This window comes from Sphingomonas sp. BK036 (genome assembly GCF_004216825.1).
Lineage (GTDB): Bacteria > Pseudomonadota > Alphaproteobacteria > Sphingomonadales > Sphingomonadaceae > Sphingomonas.
In genome coordinates, this window is record NZ_SGXR01000003.1 from 198,014 (window position 1) to 215,705 (window position 17,692).

17 protein-coding genes are annotated in these 17,692 nt (G+C 66.7%); 6 read left to right on the forward strand and 11 right to left on the reverse strand.

What is annotated here, in order from left to right; translation table 11 throughout:
* Positions 1–338: 338 nt before the first annotated feature.
* Positions 339–953, reverse strand: coding sequence for a glutathione S-transferase N-terminal domain-containing protein (locus tag EV283_RS01085; RefSeq protein ID WP_130322015.1), 615 nt, complete (start codon positions 951–953; stop codon positions 339–341).
* 73 nt (positions 954–1,026) lie between these two features.
* Here EV283_RS01085 and EV283_RS01090 point away from each other — a divergent pair, with 73 nt between their 5' ends.
* From EV283_RS01090 to EV283_RS01110, 5 genes are all read left to right on the forward strand, one after another.
* Entirely contained in the window at positions 1,027–2,631 is a 1,605-nt protein-coding gene (locus EV283_RS01090) for a class I adenylate-forming enzyme family protein (protein ID WP_130322017.1), read from the forward strand.
* Positions 2,632–2,721: 90 nt separating this feature from the next.
* Positions 2,722–3,498: a thioesterase family protein gene (locus EV283_RS01095; RefSeq protein WP_130322019.1), complete on the forward strand. Its 777-nt coding sequence runs from the start codon at positions 2,722–2,724 to the stop codon at positions 3,496–3,498.
* A gap of 111 nt (positions 3,499–3,609) precedes the next feature.
* Entirely contained in the window at positions 3,610–4,125 is a 516-nt protein-coding gene (locus tag EV283_RS01100; RefSeq protein WP_165391663.1) for an EF-hand domain-containing protein, read from the forward strand.
* Positions 4,126–4,196: 71 nt separating this feature from the next.
* The gene (locus EV283_RS01105) at positions 4,197–4,916 is read left to right on the forward strand and encodes a response regulator (RefSeq protein WP_056411068.1); all 720 of its coding nucleotides are present in this window, start codon (positions 4,197–4,199) and stop codon (positions 4,914–4,916) included.
* Between the two features lie 32 nt (positions 4,917–4,948).
* Positions 4,949–6,253 carry a HAMP domain-containing sensor histidine kinase gene (locus EV283_RS01110; RefSeq protein ID WP_130323804.1) on the forward strand — a complete coding sequence of 435 codons (1,305 nt, stop codon included), beginning with the start codon at positions 4,949–4,951 and terminating at the stop codon, positions 6,251–6,253.
* 44 nt (positions 6,254–6,297) lie between these two features.
* On the opposite strand, the gene EV283_RS01115 is transcribed toward EV283_RS01110, so the two are convergent.
* The 6 genes from EV283_RS01115 to rpsU all read right to left on the reverse strand — a co-directional run bounded on the left by EV283_RS01115 (position 6,298) and on the right by rpsU (position 11,839).
* Positions 6,298–7,587, reverse strand: a complete 1,290-nt coding sequence (locus EV283_RS01115; RefSeq protein WP_130322023.1) for an MFS transporter — start codon at positions 7,585–7,587, stop codon at positions 6,298–6,300.
* On the reverse strand, positions 7,587–9,719 hold the full coding sequence (locus EV283_RS01120; protein ID WP_130322025.1) for a M3 family metallopeptidase: 2,133 nt from the start codon (positions 9,717–9,719) through the stop codon (positions 7,587–7,589). Before EV283_RS01120 ends, EV283_RS01115 begins: the two co-directional genes overlap by 1 nt.
* Positions 9,720–9,826: 107 nt before the next feature.
* Positions 9,827–10,009 carry a hypothetical protein gene (locus EV283_RS01125; RefSeq protein ID WP_130322027.1) on the reverse strand — a complete coding sequence of 61 codons (183 nt, stop codon included), beginning with the start codon at positions 10,007–10,009 and terminating at the stop codon, positions 9,827–9,829.
* Positions 10,010–10,061: 52 nt separating this feature from the next.
* The gene (locus EV283_RS01130) at positions 10,062–10,778 is read right to left on the reverse strand and encodes a Crp/Fnr family transcriptional regulator (protein ID WP_130322029.1); all 717 of its coding nucleotides are present in this window, start codon (positions 10,776–10,778) and stop codon (positions 10,062–10,064) included.
* Between the two features lie 113 nt (positions 10,779–10,891).
* On the reverse strand, positions 10,892–11,470 hold the full coding sequence (locus EV283_RS01135; RefSeq protein WP_056411086.1) for an FKBP-type peptidyl-prolyl cis-trans isomerase: 579 nt from the start codon (positions 11,468–11,470) through the stop codon (positions 10,892–10,894).
* A 162-nt stretch (positions 11,471–11,632) separates the two neighbouring features.
* On the reverse strand, positions 11,633–11,839 hold the full coding sequence (gene rpsU, locus EV283_RS01140; RefSeq protein WP_056411089.1) for a 30S ribosomal protein S21: 207 nt from the start codon (positions 11,837–11,839) through the stop codon (positions 11,633–11,635).
* Positions 11,840–12,006: 167 nt separating this feature from the next.
* Between rpsU and cysS the strand changes: the two genes are divergently transcribed.
* Entirely contained in the window at positions 12,007–13,434 is a 1,428-nt protein-coding gene (gene cysS, locus EV283_RS01145; RefSeq protein ID WP_130322031.1) for a cysteine--tRNA ligase, read from the forward strand.
* Positions 13,435–13,438: 4 nt separating this feature from the next.
* On the opposite strand, the gene EV283_RS01150 is transcribed toward cysS, so the two are convergent.
* From EV283_RS01150 to guaA, 4 genes are all read right to left on the reverse strand, one after another.
* Positions 13,439–14,380: a DUF979 domain-containing protein gene (locus tag EV283_RS01150; protein WP_130322033.1), complete on the reverse strand. Its 942-nt coding sequence runs from the start codon at positions 14,378–14,380 to the stop codon at positions 13,439–13,441.
* Entirely contained in the window at positions 14,377–15,030 is a 654-nt protein-coding gene (locus EV283_RS01155) for a DUF969 domain-containing protein (RefSeq protein WP_130322035.1), read from the reverse strand. The genes EV283_RS01150 and EV283_RS01155 overlap by 4 nt, the downstream gene beginning before the upstream one ends.
* Positions 15,031–15,036: 6 nt before the next feature.
* Positions 15,037–15,873: a subclass B3 metallo-beta-lactamase gene (bla, locus tag EV283_RS01160; protein ID WP_242615730.1), complete on the reverse strand. Its 837-nt coding sequence runs from the start codon at positions 15,871–15,873 to the stop codon at positions 15,037–15,039.
* A gap of 171 nt (positions 15,874–16,044) precedes the next feature.
* On the reverse strand, positions 16,045–17,601 hold the full coding sequence (gene guaA / locus EV283_RS01165) for a glutamine-hydrolyzing GMP synthase (RefSeq protein WP_055878592.1): 1,557 nt from the start codon (positions 17,599–17,601) through the stop codon (positions 16,045–16,047).
* Between the last annotated feature and the right edge of the window lie 91 nt (positions 17,602–17,692).

Sequence of the window (17,692 nt, forward strand, 5' to 3'; positions counted from 1 at the left end):
GCCGCCGCACAGCTCGGTTTCGTAATTTTAAGGGTATGACCGGGGATCGTGAGAAGGACGGCGGAAGATGCGTCCTCGCTCGGGTCGCTCTTCCGCCTTATCCCCTCTCCAACGTCGTAGCCTGGCGCATGTCCGCAATCTCTAAGTCAGCGAACCGCCCGGGCAATCTGAATACCGGGTATGCGGGCTCCCTCGCATAGATTCGCGACATTGCAAAGCGTCTTTTACGTGCAATACCGACTTACCCTGAAAACGTCCGCCCGACCGTTGCCAGGCGTCGACAAGTCCCCCGCCGCGATAGCCGACGGCCGAGCCGACCTATTCAGATCGGAACTCGACTACGCGGCAGCGCTCGGCCGCGCAGAGGCCCGTACATGCCACGCACGCAAATGCGTCAGCGTCTCGGGCATCGGCACACCAACAAACGTCGCAAAATCGATCGTCGTCAGCAGGACGATGTCGGCAATCGTGTAGCGTTCGCCATCAAGCCAGTCGCGACCGTCGAGTGCCGAATCGAACTCCGCCATCGCGGCCAGCACGCGCGGCCGCTGGCTCTCGCCGAATTCGGTATATTGCGGCCTCACGATCCGCGCGGTCCAAGGATGCGTATGTTGCCAGACCATCGATAGCGGGGTCATCAGGCGCAATTCGATCCGCCGGGTCCACATGTCGATCTCGGCGATGTTATGTGCGCCATGCCCGAACATCGGTGGTTCGGGGTGGAGCACCTCGAAATAGCGGCAGATCGCGACGCTTTCGGTCAGCACGCGGCCATCGTCGAACGCCAGCGCGGGCGTCTGCCCGAGCGCGTTGACCGACAGGAACGCGTCCGACTTATGCTCGGCCTTGGGGATCGAGATCTGCGCCATGGGCACGCGGACATGCTTTTCGGCCAAAAAGATGCGAACGCGGCGCGGGTTGGGCGCGGGCAGCGCGCTATCGTAGAACAGCATCGGCATCTCCTCGATATCGATTTTCGAATATACCGTATGGCATTGCCCGCGACGTTCGCCTAGCGATGCAGCGATGACGACCGCCGCAGACATGCTCGCCACGAGCTTCGCCACCCTGCCCGATTTGATCCGCGCCCACGCGCTCGAACGCGGCGATCGTGTCGCGGTAGCCGACGCCCAGGGCAGCATCGACTATCGGATGCTCGATGCGATGATGGACCGCGTCGCGGCGGCACTGCAACGCGATGGCGTGGCGCCGGGCACGGCGGTGGCAATCGTCGCCGCGCCGACGACCGACTATGCCGCCGCATTCCTTGGTACGGTACGCGCCGGCTGCGTCGCAACGCCGATCGCGCCGTCCGCCACGCCGGCGGCGATCGCAGCGATGATCGCCGATAGCGGCGCGCCGATCGTGCTCCTTGATGTCGAGAATGCACGGGCGTTGGAGGGTCAGCATCTTACCGCGCGCGTGGTCTTGTTCTCCCGCGAAGGCGGGAGCCCAGCCTGGGCCCCCGCCTTCGCGGGGGAACAAGCTTTTGGTCAATGGCTCTCGCCCGATGGCGCCAAGCCCACCCCCGTTACCATCGCGCCCGAAGATCCGTTCAACATCATCTACTCGTCGGGCACCACCGGCACGCCCAAGGGCATCGTCCAGAGCCACGCGATGCGCTGGGCGCATATCGCGCGCAATACCGCCGCGGGGTTCGACACCGCGGTCACGATGATCGCCACGCCACTCTATTCGAACACGACTTTGGTCAGCTTCCTGCCGACTCTGGGCTGGGGCGGCACCGTCGTGTTGATGGGGAAATTCGACGCGCGCGCGTATCTCGAACTGGCGCAGCGGTACCGCGCGACGCACACGATGCTGGTGCCGGTGCAGTATCAGCGGATCATGACACTCCCCGATTTCGACGACTTCGACCTGTCGGCGTTCCGCTTCAAGACCAGCACCAGCGCGCCCTTCTCCGCCGCGCTGAAGGCCGACGTGGTCGCGCGCTGGCCGGGTGTGCTCGTCGAATTTTACGGGATGACGGAGGGCGGCGCGAGCTGCGCGCTCAACGCCACCGCCAATGCGACCAAGCTGCACACCGTCGGCCAGCCGATGCCCGGCCACGAGATCCGCCTGATCGACGACGAGGGAAACGAGGTCGCGCCGGGCGAGATGGGCGAAGTCGTCGGTCGCAGCCCGGCGATGATGAACGGCTATCACGGCCGCGCGCAGGCTACGCGCGAGGCCGAATGGCACGATGCGGACGGCAACCGCTACATCCGCCACGGCGACGTCGGCCGGTTCGATGCGGACGGGTTCCTGACGCTGATGGATCGCAAGAAGGACCTGATCATCTCGGGCGGTTTCAACGTCTATCCGTCGGATCTCGAGGCGGTGCTCGCGCAGCACTCGTCGGTTGCGGACTGCGCGGTGGTCGGGGTGCCGTCCGAAGCGTGGGGCGAGACGCCGGTCGGCTTCTACGTGCCGCGGGCGGGTGCGACCGACGTCGGGGCGACGATTCTGGCCTGGGCGAACGCGCAACTCGGCAAGACGCAGCGCTTGTCCGCGCTCCACTTCGCCGACGAGCTGCCCCGCAGCGCGATCGGCAAGGTCCTTAAGCGCGAACTGCGCGACCGGCTCGGCGCGTCTCCGCTATCCCCGCCCCCGCCCCCGCCGTCATCCTGACGAAAGTCAGGATCCAGAAGCACGAATGCTCCGCCCCTTGGCTCTGGATCCTGGGTCGCCCCCAGGATGACGGAGGATGAAAGGACCAAGATGACCAGTCTCAAACAGGCAATCGACGCCTTGGAGCCGATCGAAGGCGGCTGGCGCGGGACGGTGCCGGAGAACTGGACGCAAGGGCGCACCGCCTATGGTGGCTTCTCCGCCGCGCTCGCGCTCCACGCCGCGCAGCGGTCCGACACCGACCTGCCGCCGCTGCGGTCCGCGCAGGTGTCGTTCATCGGGCCGCTGTCGGGCGAGATCACGATCCGCGCGCAGCGGCTGCGGCGCGGGCGCAACGCCGCGTTCGTCCAGGTCGACGTCGAGAGCGCAGCCGGGCTCGGGCTGCGCGCGACGTTCGTGTTCATGGGTCCGGTCGCCTCGCGCGTCGATCACCAGACCGGCGGCGCGCCGGAGTTTCCGATGCCGGGGCCGGACACGCAGACGTTCCGCGGTCACAGCGCGGTCGCGTTCTCGCGCAACTTCGACCTGCTCGATCGCCGCGACGACGGCGTCGGGCCGTCGGAATGGCTGCGCTGGGCGCGGCTGGCGGAGCGCGACGGGCTCGATCCGATGGTCGAGCTAATCGCGATCGCCGACTGCCTGCCACCTGCCGCGCTCAAGCTGCTCGGCGGCCCTGCCCCGCTCAGTTCGATGACATGGCTGCTCAATATCCTCGGGCCCCGGCCGGTGACGCGCGACGGCTGGTGGCTGCTCCGCGCGACCACCGATTACACGCGCGAGGGCAGTTCGAGCCAGCAGATGGCGATCTGGAACGCCGACGGCACGCCGGTCGCCGAACAGATGCAGAGCGTCGCGATCTTCGCCTGAGCCCGACATATCTTGCGACATATTCGCGACGCGGCGGCAAAGCCCTGCGACAAGCGAGGCGTAGACCAGCGGCATTCGATGGGAATTCTTACCCCTCCGCCGGAGACCGACATGCGCAAGATCGTCCCACCACTCCTGTTCGCCGCCAGCGCGATCGCCTCCGTGGCGGGCGCCGCGCAGACCAACCCTGCCCCCGCGCCCCCGCGCCCGCCGATCCGCCAGGACGCGAACCGCGACGGTGTCGCGACACGCGCCGAGGCGATCGCGCAGGCCGACGCGCGCTTTGCGCAGATGGATACCGACCGTGACGGGCGGGTCACCGCCGGCGAGATGCGCGCCTATCGTACCGCGCTGCACGACCGGATGGTGGCGAGCGGTCGCGATGTCCCCGTCCCGCCGCCGGGTGGCGCCAAGCATGACGGGATGGGCCGGCGGATGGATCCGAACGGCGACGGCAGCGTCACGCGCGAGGAATTCGAGGCGCGCGCACTCAAGCGGTTCGACCGGATCGACGCCAATCATGACGGCATGATCGATGCGACCGAGCGCGCGAATGCCGCCGAGATGCGCCATGTCGACCGGCGCGAACGCCGCCAGGGCGCCACCCCGCCCGCGCCCGCCCGATAACGCGAAGACGGGGAGCATCGGACGAACCCCGATGCTTCCCCTGGACAGCCGCCATGCTAGACACTGCCCCGATGGGAGACATGCCGCATCTGCTGCTCGTCGATGACGAGCGCTCGATCCGCGAGCCGTTGGCCGCGTACCTCACCAAACAGGGGTTCCGCGTCACGCAGGCGGGCGATGCGGAGAGCGCGCGGACGCGGCTGACGGCGTATGCGATCGATCTTGTCATCCTCGACATCATGATGCCGGGCGAGGACGGGCTGTCGCTGTGCCGGCATATCGCGGCGACCAGCGACGTGCCGGTGATCCTGCTGACCGCGCGTACCGAGGAGACCGACCGGATCATCGGGCTCGAAATGGGTGCCGACGATTATGTCGTGAAGCCGTTCTCGCCGCGCGAACTCGCGACACGCGTGAAGGTGATCCTGCGGCGCGCGACCGCGGGCGGTGCGCGCCAGCATGCGCCCGAAGCGAACGCCTATGCCTTTGCCGGCTGGGTGCTGAAATCGGGCGAGCGCGCGCTGGTCGATCGCGAGGGCGTTTCGGTGCCGTTGTCGACGGGCGAATATAACCTCCTGCTGGCGCTCGTCACGCGGCCGCGCCAGGTGCTCACGCGCGACCAGCTGCTCGACCTGACGCAGGGGCGCGAGGCGGCCGCGTTCGATCGCGCAATCGACAATCAGGTCAGCCGGCTGCGGCGCAAGATCGAGGCGGATGCCAAGACGCCGGAACTGATCAAGACGGTCTGGGGTGGCGGCTACACATTGGCCGCCGAAGTCACGCGGTTGTGACACGCCCCTGGCCGCGCAGTCTGGCGGGTCAGATGGCGTTGCTGATCGCGCTTGCCTTGTTCGTCGCGCAGGCGATCAACTTCGGCATGATCCTGCATGATCGTTCCGAATTCCGGCTCGTCCAGGCCACCCGACCGGTCGCGACGCGGATCGCCGATGCGCTCGACCGCGAGGCGCATGGCGGCCGTCCGCTGACTGCGGATCGCGGTCGCGTCCGGCGAACGCCGACCAATCCGATCGCGCGGTCGATCATGGAGCGCCATCCCGAGGTGGCCGCCGAACTGCGCCGGCAATTCGCCGATCTGGGATTGACCGTCGGGCGGATCGATACCGGACTGCGCCCTGCAATCGACGAAACGAGCGACGCGCATCGCCGCGACGGACTGCGCCGCGGTGACCGGCAAGGCCCTACGCTGCTGATCGCGATCGAGCAGCCCGGGCGCGGCTGGCTGGCGATCAGCGCGCCCTGGCCGCAACCCGGCTGGCGGTTGCTGCTCGCGGCGCTGACGCAGACGGCGATCCTGTACATCATCGTGCTGCTGCCCGTGCTGTGGATCGTGCGCCGGATCTCGCGCCCGCTCCAGGATCTGCGGCATGCGGCGGAGAGCTTTCGGCCGGGCGACCCGGGGGCGCCGGTGCCACCACACGGGCCCGACGACGTCGTCGCGCTGATCGCGGCGTTCAACGCGCTCCGGCTGCGCGTGACGGGCATGCTCGACGAGAAGGATCGCATGCTCGGCGCGATCGGGCATGACCTGCGCACGCCGCTTGCCGCGTTGCGCGTGCGGATCGAGTCGGTCGAGGACGATCTTGACCGCGCCAAGATGATCGACACGGTGGCGGAGATGAACCGGACGCTCGACGACATCCTCTCGCTGGCACGGCTCGGGCGCCCGAGCGAGCCGCCGACCGATGTCGACCTTGCCGCGCTGGTCGATGCGGTGGTCGAGGATTTCCGCGATCTCGGCTGCGAGGTGAGCTTCGTCGAGGCGGACCGGTTGCGGATGCGGTTGCGGCCGTCGCTGATGCGGCGCGCGGTGCGCAACCTGATCGAGAATGCGGTGAAATACGGCGTCGCGGCGGAGGTGCGGGTCGAGGCGGGTGCGAAGACGGTCGCGATCGTCGTGGCGGATCAGGGCCCAGGCATTCCTCAGGACCGGATGGGCGACGTGTTCGACGCGTTCACGCGGCTGGAGAGTTCGCGCAACCGCGAGACGGGCGGGATCGGGCTGGGGCTGGCCTTGGCGCAAGCGATCGTGCGCGAGGCCGGTGGCGAGATCCGGCTGGTCAACCGCGTGGGCGGCGGGCTCGACGCGATCATCGAGCTGCCGCGCTAGGTCTGTCTGCTCCCTCTCCCCAGCGGGGAGAAGGAGCAGAATGGTCAATCCTCGAGGATCTGGCTGTTCGTCCGCGTATCCTTCATCATCAGATACACCACCAGCGACACCGCGATCATCGCGGTTACATACCAGTAGAAGCCGCGTTCAAAGCCGGCGTCCTTGAACTTGAGCGCGACGACCTCGGCGGTCCCGCCGAACAGCGTGTTGGCGAGCGCATAGGGCAAGGCGACGCCCAGCGCGCGGATATGCGCCGGGAACAGCTCCGCCTTCACGACCGCGTTGATCGACGTATAGCCCGTCACGATCACCAGCGCCGCCATCACCAGCAACCCGGCATAGATCGGGTTGGTCGCAGTCTCGAGCGCGGTGAAGATCGGATAGGTGAACAACACGCCGGCGATGCCGAACGCGACCATCAGCGGTTTCCGCCCGACCCGGTCCGACAGACCGCCCGCGACCGGCTGCAACAGCATAAACACGAACAGCGTGGCCGCGTTGATCTGGCTCGCCACTTCGCGGCTGAACCCGCTGGTGTTGACCAGGAACTTCTGCATGTAGATCGAGTAGGCGTAGAAGGCGAGCGTACCGCCCGCAGTCAGCAGCATCACCGTCATCGTCTCGCGCGGATGCTTGGTGACGAGCTGGAGGAAGCCCGACTTCGGCTTGCCGTCGCCCGCCTCGGACTTGGCATTCTCGAAGCTCTGCGTCTCGGCGAGCCCGCGGCGGATGTAGAACACGACCACGGCCAGCACCGCCCCGATCGCGAACGGAATGCGCCAGCCCCAGGAATCGAGCGCCGCCTCGCTCATCGTCGACTGCAGCACCAGCAGCACGCAGATCGCGAGGAGCTGGCCCGAGATCAGCGTCACATATTGGAACGACGAGAAGAAACCGCGGCGATCCTTGCCCGCCATCTCGGTCAGATACGTCGCCGACGCACCATATTCGCCGCCGACCGACAGCCCCTGCATCAGGCGCGCGATCACCAGCATGATCGGCGCGAACACGCCGATCGTCTCGTACCCCGGCGTGCAGGCGATGATCAGCGAGCCAGCGCACATCAGCGTGACCGCGACCGTGAGCCCGGCCTTGCGACCGTGGCGATCCGAATAGACCCCCATGATCCACGCGCCGATCGGCCGCATCAGGAAGCCCACCGCAAAGATTGCCGCCGCGCTGAGCAGCTGCGCGGTACGATCCGTCGACGGGAAGAAATGCGGCGCGAAATACAGCGTGAACGCGGAATAGACGTACCAGTCGAACCATTCGACGAGGTTGCCGGTCGATCCGCCGATGATCGCTTTCAGGCGTGTCTTCTGATCGGGTGCCATTACTTCACGTCCTGCGTCGCTGGAGTAGGGGCGAACCCGCGCTTCTTGAGCAGCGCGTTCACATCGGGGTCGCGACCGCGGAAGGCGCGATACGCCTCGGCACGATCGGTCTCGTTACCCGTCGACAGCAGCACGCGCGCGAACTTCTCCGCGGTCGCCTTATCCCACGGGCTGCCTGCTTCCTCGAACGCCGCGAAGGTGTCGGCGTCCATCGTCTCGGACCAGAGATAGCTGTAATAGCCCGCCGAATAGCTGTCCGACGCGAACAGATGCTGGAACTGCGGAACGCGGTGGCGCATCACCAGCTGCTTGGGCATACCGATCTCGGCGAGCGTCGCCGCCTCGAACTTGTCGGGGTCGATCACGCCGTCCGGTACCGTGTGGATCTTCATATCGACGATCGCCGACGACAGATATTCGGTGGTCGCAAACCCCTGGTTGAACGTCCGCGACTTTTCGATCTTGTCGAGCAATGCCTGAGGCATGGCGGCCTTGGTCTGGTAATGCCGCGCATATTTGTCGAGCACGTCGCGGGTCAGCAGCCAATGCTCGTTCACCTGGCTTGGATATTCCACGAAATCGCGCGGCGTGCCGGCGAGCCCCGGATATTCGACATTCTGGAGCATCGCGTGGATGGCATGGCCGAACTCGTGGAACAGCGTCTGCGCATCGTCGAGGCTGATCAGGATCGGCTCGCCGGGTGCGCCCTTGGCAAAATTGTTGTTGTTCGACGACAGCACGAGCTGCGCCGGGGCAAGGCCGCGCTGGCCGCGATAGGTGTTCGCCCATGCGCCCGACCGCTTGCCGGTCCGCGCGAAGTCGTCGCGGTAGAACAGCCCGACATCCTTGCCGGCCTTGTCCGTCACGCTCCACACCCGCATGTTCGGTTCGAACACGGGAACGGTGCCGGTGATCTCCTTGAAGTTCAGCCCATACAGCCGGTTGGCGGCGTAAAGCGATCCCTGGATGATGTTGCCGAGCTCGAAATACGGCTTCAGCTGCGCCTGATCCAGGTCGTACCGGCTTTTGCGCACCTTCTCCTGATAGAAACGGTAATCCCACGGCTCGATCGTCAGCGTCGTGCCCGCGACCTTCTGCATATCAGCGACTTCCTCGACGACCCGCGCGCGGGCGGCGGGCCAGACGCGCATCATCAGGTCCATCGCCGCGGCGGGCGTCTTGGCCATCGTGTCCTGCATCCGCCAATCGGCATGCGTCTTGAACCCGAGCAGGTGCGCACGGTCGGCACGCAGCTTGACGATCTGCGCGATCGTCGCGTTCGTGTCGTTGGCATCGCCGTTGTCGCCACGGTTGACGAACGCGCGCCATACCTTCTCGCGCAAGCCACGGTCGGTCGCGTAGGTCAGCACCGGATCGACCGCGGAGCGCGTGTTGACGATCGCGAAGCCCGGCAGCTTCCGCTCGGCCGCGGCGGCCTTGGCCACCGCCTTCACGCTGTCGGGAAGCCCGGCCAGCTGCGCTTCGTCGGTGACCGAGATCGCCTTGCTCTCATCGGCCAACAGCTTCTCGCCAAAGGTCGAGAAGGCGGTCGCGAGCTGCTGGTTATACTGCGAGAGCTGCGCCTTTTGCGCATCGTTCAGCTTGGCGCCCTGCCGCACAGAGCTGTCGTAGATCCGAGTCACGAGCCGGATCTGCTTCGCGGTCAGCCCACTTGAATTGCGCGTGTCGTAGATCGCCTGAATGCGTGCGAACAGCGGCTTGTCGAAGGTGATCGCGTCCGACGCGGCAGAGAATTTGGGCGACCATTCGCGATCGAGCTTCTGATAGGCGGGCGTGTTCATGTTGCCCGTCATCACGCCGAACAGCGTCATCACCCGACCATAGCGCTTGCCCGCCAGCTGCATCGGCAGGATCGTGTTGGCAAAGGTCGGCTTGGCCGGATTGTCGGCGATCTTGCGGTATTCCGCGGCGCGTTCGGCGAGCGTCGTCTCGAACGCCTGCGGGAATAGCTCGGGGCGAACCTTGTCCCATGGCGGCACTCCGCCCATCGGGCCGATCCAGTCGGCGAGCAAGGGATTGGCGGCAGGCGTAGCGGCCGGCGCGGTCTGCGCGACGACGGAGGTAGACGCCATCAGCGCGACGGCGCTCGCGGCGAGGTATAGAAACTTCACATGGATCTCCCGGTCGATGTCCCGGGTAGCATAGAGATAAAGTCACACAGAGGAAGGCGTGCAGGCCATTTAGGTCGCCACGCGCCCCTGCCCGACTGCTCGGCGGCTCACTCCAGCGGCGGTTCCTTGGTCGGCTGAAGCGCCGCGAGCTCGGCGGCCGCAATCAATCGCCGGCCCGTTTCCGCCGCTGCCTCTGGCGTCATCGTGATCGCCAGTCCGTCGCGTCCGTCGAGCGTGACGAAGCCGTCTTGCGCCGCCGCGACGCCTGCGATGGTTTCGGGCCTTAACATGATCACACTCCCGGTCGCGCCCTGCTTCCCGTGCCCAATTGCCGCGTCGCAGTCAGGAGCCGTTGGAACCGTACAGATATTGTGGTTCGAACTCGGCAACGGCTGCGAGCGCCTTACGATCCAGGATGCACACCTCATTTGCCTTAAATGTCAGCAAGTTCTTCTCGCGGAGCGAGCGCAGCACGCGGTTGACATGCACCCCGGTCAACCCACTGGCCTCGGCAATGTCCGGCTGCGTCATCGGCAGCATATACCGCCCATCGGCCGCCAGCCCGACCATCTCGAGCCGTTCGTTGAGCTCGCAGAACAGGTGCGCGACCCGGCCCTCGGCGCCAAGGCGGCCAAGCCGGAAAATCCACTCGCGGTGCATCGCCGCGTCGAGCAGCGTACTGAACCACAGCTTGCGCGTGAGATGCGGATAGCGTTCGGTAATCGTCTCGAGCGTCTGGTGATCGTAACAGGCGATCTTGACCGGGCCGAGCGTGGCGATGTCGTGATCGAGGCGCCGCATCGGAAACGCGTGGAGATCGACGAAATCGCCCGGCACATGGACCGCGACAAGCTGTCGCTGCCCGTCGCGGTCGTCCATGTAGCGGCACACAAACCCTTCGAGCAGCAGCGTGCTCGTGTCGATGATCACGCCGGCGCGTACGATCTGCTTGCGCGCGGCGACATGCCGCACCGATACGATGCTGTCCTCCAGGACGCGCTGTTCTTCGTCGCTGAGTTCGTGCCGGCCCCGGCCGAGCAGAAATTTACCCGAGATCATCACAGCTCCCGTCGCGTTCGACCGCGTATCGCGGTCGACCCTAGAAGACCCTAGCAGGCCCAGTACCGATCTTCACCCTACGCGACGGCGGGACCGTACCGGGCCGTTCGCGGTCAGGGACGGACGGGAACTGCGCCGGGTGCACCCGGTGCGCCGCCCGGCATGCCGCGCTGCTGCATCTGGGCCTGCGCCTGCATCTGCTGAACGACGCTCTGCGGCAGGAAGTCGAGCAGCTCAACGTCGAAGATCAGCGTCGAGTTCGCCGGGATCGGCCCGGTCGCCTTGTCGCCATAACCGAGCGACGGCTTCATCCAGAAGCGATACTTCGCGCCCTTCGGCATAAGCTTGAGCGCTTCCGAGAAGCCCGGAACGACGCCGGTGACGGGCATCGGAGTCGGCTGCTGCGACTTGTCGAACGTCGTGCCGTTCAACAGCTTGCCCTCGTAATTGACGAGCGCAACGTCGGCGTCGGTCGGCTTGGCGGCACCCGGCTTGCCCGGTGCGATGACCTTGTACTGCAGGCCGGACGCGGTCACGACGACGCCGCGCGCCCGCGCGTTGCGCGCCAGCGGATCATCGCCCTGCCGCGCCAGCGCGACAGCCGCGATCAACGCGAGCGCGATCCCGACCCAGAGATAAACAAGATAGCTGCGCTTGGTGGGCTGCAGCGGCACGGCGGTGACGGTCGACATCGGATCAGGCCCCGGTCATCTGGTCACGCCGGAGCGCCGCGCGTGCCGTTTGTAAAGTCTTGCGACTGGATCATTCCGGGGCTGCGACCATCGCAACCCCGAACCTCAAAGGATCCCGCGCCGATCATCCCAGGACGATCGATCCGCGGGACCGGTCATCCCTTAGCGGGCGCCATCGCGCTCTGCGCGCTTGCGGTCCATCTTGCGCGAGCGACGGATCGCGGCGGCGCGCTCACGCGCGCGCTTCTCGGACGGCTTCTCGTAGTGACGGCGCAACTTCATCTCGCGATACACGCCTTCGCGCTGCAGCTTCTTTTTGAGCGCGCGAAGGGCCTGGTCGACGTTGTTGTCGCGTACGATGATCTGCATAAATCCGTTGAGCTCCGGTCGAATGGGTTTAGCCGTCGCGAACAGGTCCGCGCCGTATGAACCGTGCCCCCTAACAGCGCATCGGCCCGGTTTCAACCCTGCGCCCTCCGCAGCCCGGCAGAATCGCCGCGTTTGCGAGTGGCGTGACGTGCCGCTAGGAGCAGCGGATGACCCGCACGCCCCTCACGCTTTACAACAGTCTCTCGCGCGAACTCGAGACCTTCCGGCCGATCGATCCGGCCGATGTCGGCATCTATTCATGCGGGCCCACGGTCTACAACTATGCGCATATCGGCAATCTGCGCGCCTATGTGTTCACCGACACGCTCAGCCGAGTCCTGACGTGGAAGGGGTATCCGCTCACGCACATCATCAACATCACCGATGTCGGGCATCTGACGTCGGATGCGGATGTCGGCGACGACAAGATGGAGGCGGCCGCGCGTGCGAGCGGGCAGGATATCTGGGCGATCGCGAAACACTATACCGACGCGTTCAAGCAGAACCTCGTCGACCTGAACATCCGCGCGCCCACCCGCTTTCCGCTCGCCACCGATCACATCCCCGAGATGATCGCGTTTGCCGAGGCGATCGCCGAGCGGCATTGCTACGTCCTGCCCGACGGCCTGTATTTCGATACGACGACGGTGCCCGATTATGGTCGCCTCGCCCGGTCGCACGACGACACGGGTGAGAGCCGGATCGATCCGGTCGAGGGCAAGCGCCATCCGCAGGACTTCGCGATCTGGCGGACGTCGGCGCCGGGCGAGAACCGGCAGATGGAATGGGACTCGCCCTGGGGTCGCGGTGCGCCCGGTTGGCATCTCGAATGCTCGGTGATGAGCAAGAAGTATCTCGGCGCGACGTTCGACATCCACACCGGCGGGATCGATCACCGCGAGATCCACCATCCCAACGAGATCGCGCAGAACCAGGCGCATTGCGACTGTGGCGATACCGGCGCGACGCTGTGGATGCACAACAACTTCCTGGTCGAACGCTCGGGCAAGATGTCCAAGTCGGGCGGTGAGTTCACCACGCTCAAGACGCTGGTCGACCGGGGCTTCCACCCGCTCGCCTACCGGCTGATGTGCCTCCAAGCGCAGTATCGCAGCGAACTGGAATTCTCGTGGGAGAATCTTGCCGCGGCGCAAACCCGCCTGAAGCGACTGGCGATCACGGTCGATGCGTTGCGCAGCCGGCCCGCGGGCGGCCCATCGGGCAGCGCGTTTGCCTATCGCGACCGGCTCGACGCCGCGGTGTCGGACGATCTGTCGACGCCGCGCGCGCTGCCGATCCTCGACGAGATGCTCGGCGACAAGCGTGTCGCGCCCGCGGACCGGCTGACTGCGCTGATCGATTTTGACGCGGTGCTGGGGCTCGATCTCGCGACGATCCGCCGCGAGGACCTGCGCGTTCGCCCGGTATCGGCGACGCTCGACGAGGCGACGATCGCAGATCGCCTCGACGAGCGACGAGCGGCGCGCGCGGCGAAGGATTTCCCGCGTTCCGATGCGATCCGCGACGAACTGGCGGCGGCGGGCGTCGAGGTCATGGACGGCGATCCGCTCGGCTGGGACTGGAAACTGGGCTGACGCCTCAGCGAAAGCCCAGCCAGTAGAGCAGGCCGATATTGACCGCGAGCAACGGCAGCGCGGTCGGCACCTGCGCGCGGATGACGGCGTTCTTGTCCTTGAGGTCGAGCAGCGCGGCGGGGACGAGATTGAAGTTCGCCGCCATCGGCGTCATCAGCGTGCCGCAGAACCCGCTGAGCATCCCGATCGCGGCGACGACGGCGGGGTCGCCGCCATAGTGCCGGACGAGCAGCGGGATCCCAATCGCCGCCGCCATCACCGGAAACGCCGCGAACGCGTTGCCCATGATCATCGTGAACAGCGCCATGCCGAGCGTATAGGCGAGCACCGCACCGATCAGGCTGTTATCGGGGATCGCATGGCCGGCCAGCCCGCCGACGACGTCCCCCACGCCCGCCAGCGCGAAGACCGCGCCGAGACTCGCCAACATCTGCGGCAACACCGCCGCCCAGCCGATCGCATCCATCACCCGCAGGCCTTCGCCAAGTGGCGTGGCGAGCCGCGGGCGGAACCAGGCCTGCATCGCGATCAGCGCGATCAGGACGCCGCAGGTCAGCGCGACGAGCGTCGCCTGCTTGGGATCGACGAGGCTCGGGACCGCGCGGAACAGTACGGTGCCGCCCAGCGCCGCGGCCGGGATGATCAGCGCTGGGAGGAATATCCGGTTGCCGAGCCGCGCGGCGTAGTCCCGTCGCGCGTCGAGCGAGGTGGTCGGCCGCCCGCCCCGCCCCATCGCGCCCGAGCCTGCGATCGCGACGAGCGCCAGGACGAGGACGCCATTGCCGACATCGCCCAGCCGCCCGCCGAGCAGGAAGCTGATCGCCAGCACCGCATAGAACGCCGCATTGCCAAGGCGCTTGGGATTGGTGCGATCGGTCGCGCTCAGCACTGCGAACGCCGCGAACATCAGTCCCGCCACCGCGTAGATGAAGCCGGTGCCGATCACGCCGCGCGCGCCAGTCGGCGATCGAGCAGCCAGAGGCGAAACCCATGGATCCCGAACGCGGCGATCGCGGTCGGGATCGCCCACATCGACAGATGCAGCGGCTGGATGACGATGCCATAGCCCTCGAGCACGCCCTTCATCAGCAGGATCGAACCGATCGCGATGAAGATGTCCTCGCCGAAGAACAGCCCGATATTGTCGGTCGCCGCGGCCATCGCCGGTATGCGGTCGCCGCCCGGCGGGAGGCCTTGCGCCTCGGCGGCGGCCTCGGCCATCGGCGCGACGAGCGGGCGGACGCTCTGCGCCGGGCCGGCGATCGACGTCAGACCGAGCGCCGCGGTCAACTGGCGAAATAGCAGATAGCCGATCAGCAGCCGCCCGACCGTCGCGCCTCTGAGCTTGCCGATCGCGAGCCGCGCGCGCTCCTGCAATCCGTGGCGTTCGAGCATCCCGATCACCGGCAGCACTAGGTAGATCACGGTGACGTAGCGGTTCTCGTTAAACGCCTTGCCGAACGCCGCGAGAATCGCGAGCGGCGCGATCCCCGCGGCAAGGCCCGTGACCAGCGCGGCGACTGCGACCACGAGCAGCGGGTTGAACCGGAGCAGGAAGCCCGCAACGATCACCACTATACCGCACAGGACCAACATAGCGTTCTAGCGCGCCTGCTTGGCGAGATCGGCGTCGAACCCGGCTTTGGCCTTCGCGACGATCCTGCGCAGCAACGCTGGATCGACGAACGCGGTCGCGTCGCCCGCCGCGCGGCGCCGGCCGCGGGCGATCACGTCCGCGAGTTCGGGATGCGACGGCAGGACGATGTCGGCGTGCAGCGTGCCGAGCATCGCTATGCTGCGGCGATAGTCGTCGACGATGCTGGGGTAGGCGCGGTTGCCGATCAGCCGATTGCCCGCAACGCTGACGCTGCACGGAAAGACCACGTCGAGCGCACGCGGCCGCGAGGGGATCCTCATCGTCCAGGTCGTGCAGCCGGGGGTATGGCCAGGCGTCGCGCGTGCGGTCAGCGTGACGTTGCCGAGCGTCACCGTGTCGCGATCGCGAACGCCGCGATCGACGGCGACCGCGGGGAAGCGGATGACGCCGTAGTTCGTCTCGCCCGGCGGTATCCCGGTTTCGAGCGCGCGGACATCGCCGATGCCCGCAACGACGCGCGCGCCGGTCGCGCGCTTGAGCGTAGCCACGCCCGCTGCATGATCGAAATGCGCGTGCGTGACGAGGATCAGCTTCACGTCGCGCAGGCGGACGCCCGCCGCGACGATGTTGCGCGCGATCATCCCCGCATTCTCGGCAAGCGTCCCGTCGATCAGGATCGCGCCCGCGCTCGTCTTAATCAGATAGGCCGCGATCCCTTCGCTGCCGACATAGGTGATCGGACCGGCAATCGCGAACGGCGCCTGCGGCCGAGTCCAGGCGGGCGGATCCGCCGCGCCGAGCAGCAGCGGAGCAGTCGCGGCGATGCCAAGCGCGCCAATCAAGGATCTGACGGGAAAGCGCCATGATCCTCCCCCGCCAGGGGGAGGTGGCAGGCGCAGCCTGACGGAGGGGGCGGTCAGCGCTACCATTGGTTTCGTATCCTCCCCCTCCGTCGCCGTCGGCGCCACCTCCCCCTTGCGGGGGAGGATCAGATGCCCGTCTACCTTACCCGCTTATTCCCACTCGATCGTGCCGGGCGGCTTCGAGGTGTAGTCGTACGTCACCCGGTTGATGCCCTTCACCTCGTTGATGATCCGGGTCGCGACGCGCGGGAGGAAATCGCCGGGAAACTGGAACGCCTGCGCGGTCATCCCATCGGTCGACGTCACCGCGCGCAGCGCCAGCACGTTGTCATAGGTGCGCCCGTCGCCCATCACGCCGACGCTGCGCACCGGCAGCAGCACTGCGAACGCCTGCCAGATCGTGTCGTAGAGCCCCGCCGCACGGATCTCCTCAAGATAGATCGCATCCGCCTTGCGCAGGATGTCGCAGCGCTCCTTCGTGACTTCGCCAGGGATGCGGATCGCGAGGCCGGGTCCGGGGAACGGGTGACGGCCGACGAAGATCTCCGGCAGCCCCAGCTCACGACCCAGCGCGCGGACCTCGTCCTTGAACAGCTCGCGCAAAGGCTCGACGAGCTTCATGTTCATGCGCTCGGGCAGACCGCCGACATTGTGGTGGCTTTTGATCGTCACCGACGGACCGCCAGTGAAGCTGACGCTCTCGATCACGTCGGGATACAGCGTCCCCTGCGCGAGGAACTCCGCCCCGCCGAGCTTCTTCGCCTCGGCATCGAATACGTCGATGAAGGTCTTGCCGATGAACTTGCGCTTCAGCTCGGGGTCGGTGATCCCGGCGAGACCGCTCAGGAACAGCTCCTCGACATTCACATGGATCAGCGGGATATTGTAGGCGCCGCGGAACAGGCTGACGACCTGCTCGCTCTCGCCCGCGCGCATCAGCCCGTGATCGACATAGACGCAGGTGAGCTGTTCGCCGATCGCCTCGTGGATCAGCACCGCCGCAACCGCCGAGTCGACGCCGCCCGACAGACCGCAGATGACACGGCCCGTGCCGACCTGCGCGCGGATCTCGGCGATCTTGGTCTCGCGGAACTCGGCCATGGTCCAGTCGCCGCTGAGCCCGCAGACGTGCCGCGCGAAGTTCGCGATCAGCTTGCCGCCATCGGGCGTGTGGACGACCTCGGGGTGGAACTGCACGCCGTAGAAGCGGCGCGTCTCGTCGGCGACGATCGCATAGGGCGCGCCGGTCGAGGTGGCGACGGGGGTGAAACCCGGCGGGATCGCGTCGACCTTGTCGCCGTGACTCATCCAGACCTGGTGGCGTTCGCCCTCGGCCCACAGCCCGTCGAACAGCGCGCAGGCCGACTTGACCTCGATGAACGCGCTGCCGAACTCGCCGCCATCGCCCGAGACGATCACGTTGCCGCCCAGCTGTGCGGACATGACCTGCTGTCCGTAGCAGATGCCGAGGATCGGGATCCCCGCCTCGAAGAAGCGCTGCGGCACGCGCGGGGAGTTCTCAGCGGTGACCGAGGCGGGGCCACCCGAGAGGATGATTCCCTTGGGCTGCATCCGGTCGAACGCGGCCTCGGCGGACTGGAAGGGGGCGATCTCGCTATAGACGCCAGCTTCGCGCACGCGGCGGGCGATAAGCTGGGTTACCTGGCTGCCGAAATCGACGATGAGAATGCTGTCTGGGTGCTCCATGTCGGGCGCATAGCCGGATGGAGGCCGTAACGAAAGAGGCCGCGCCTCCCGGATGGGAAACGCGGCCTGCAATTCGACTAACAAGAGGCGG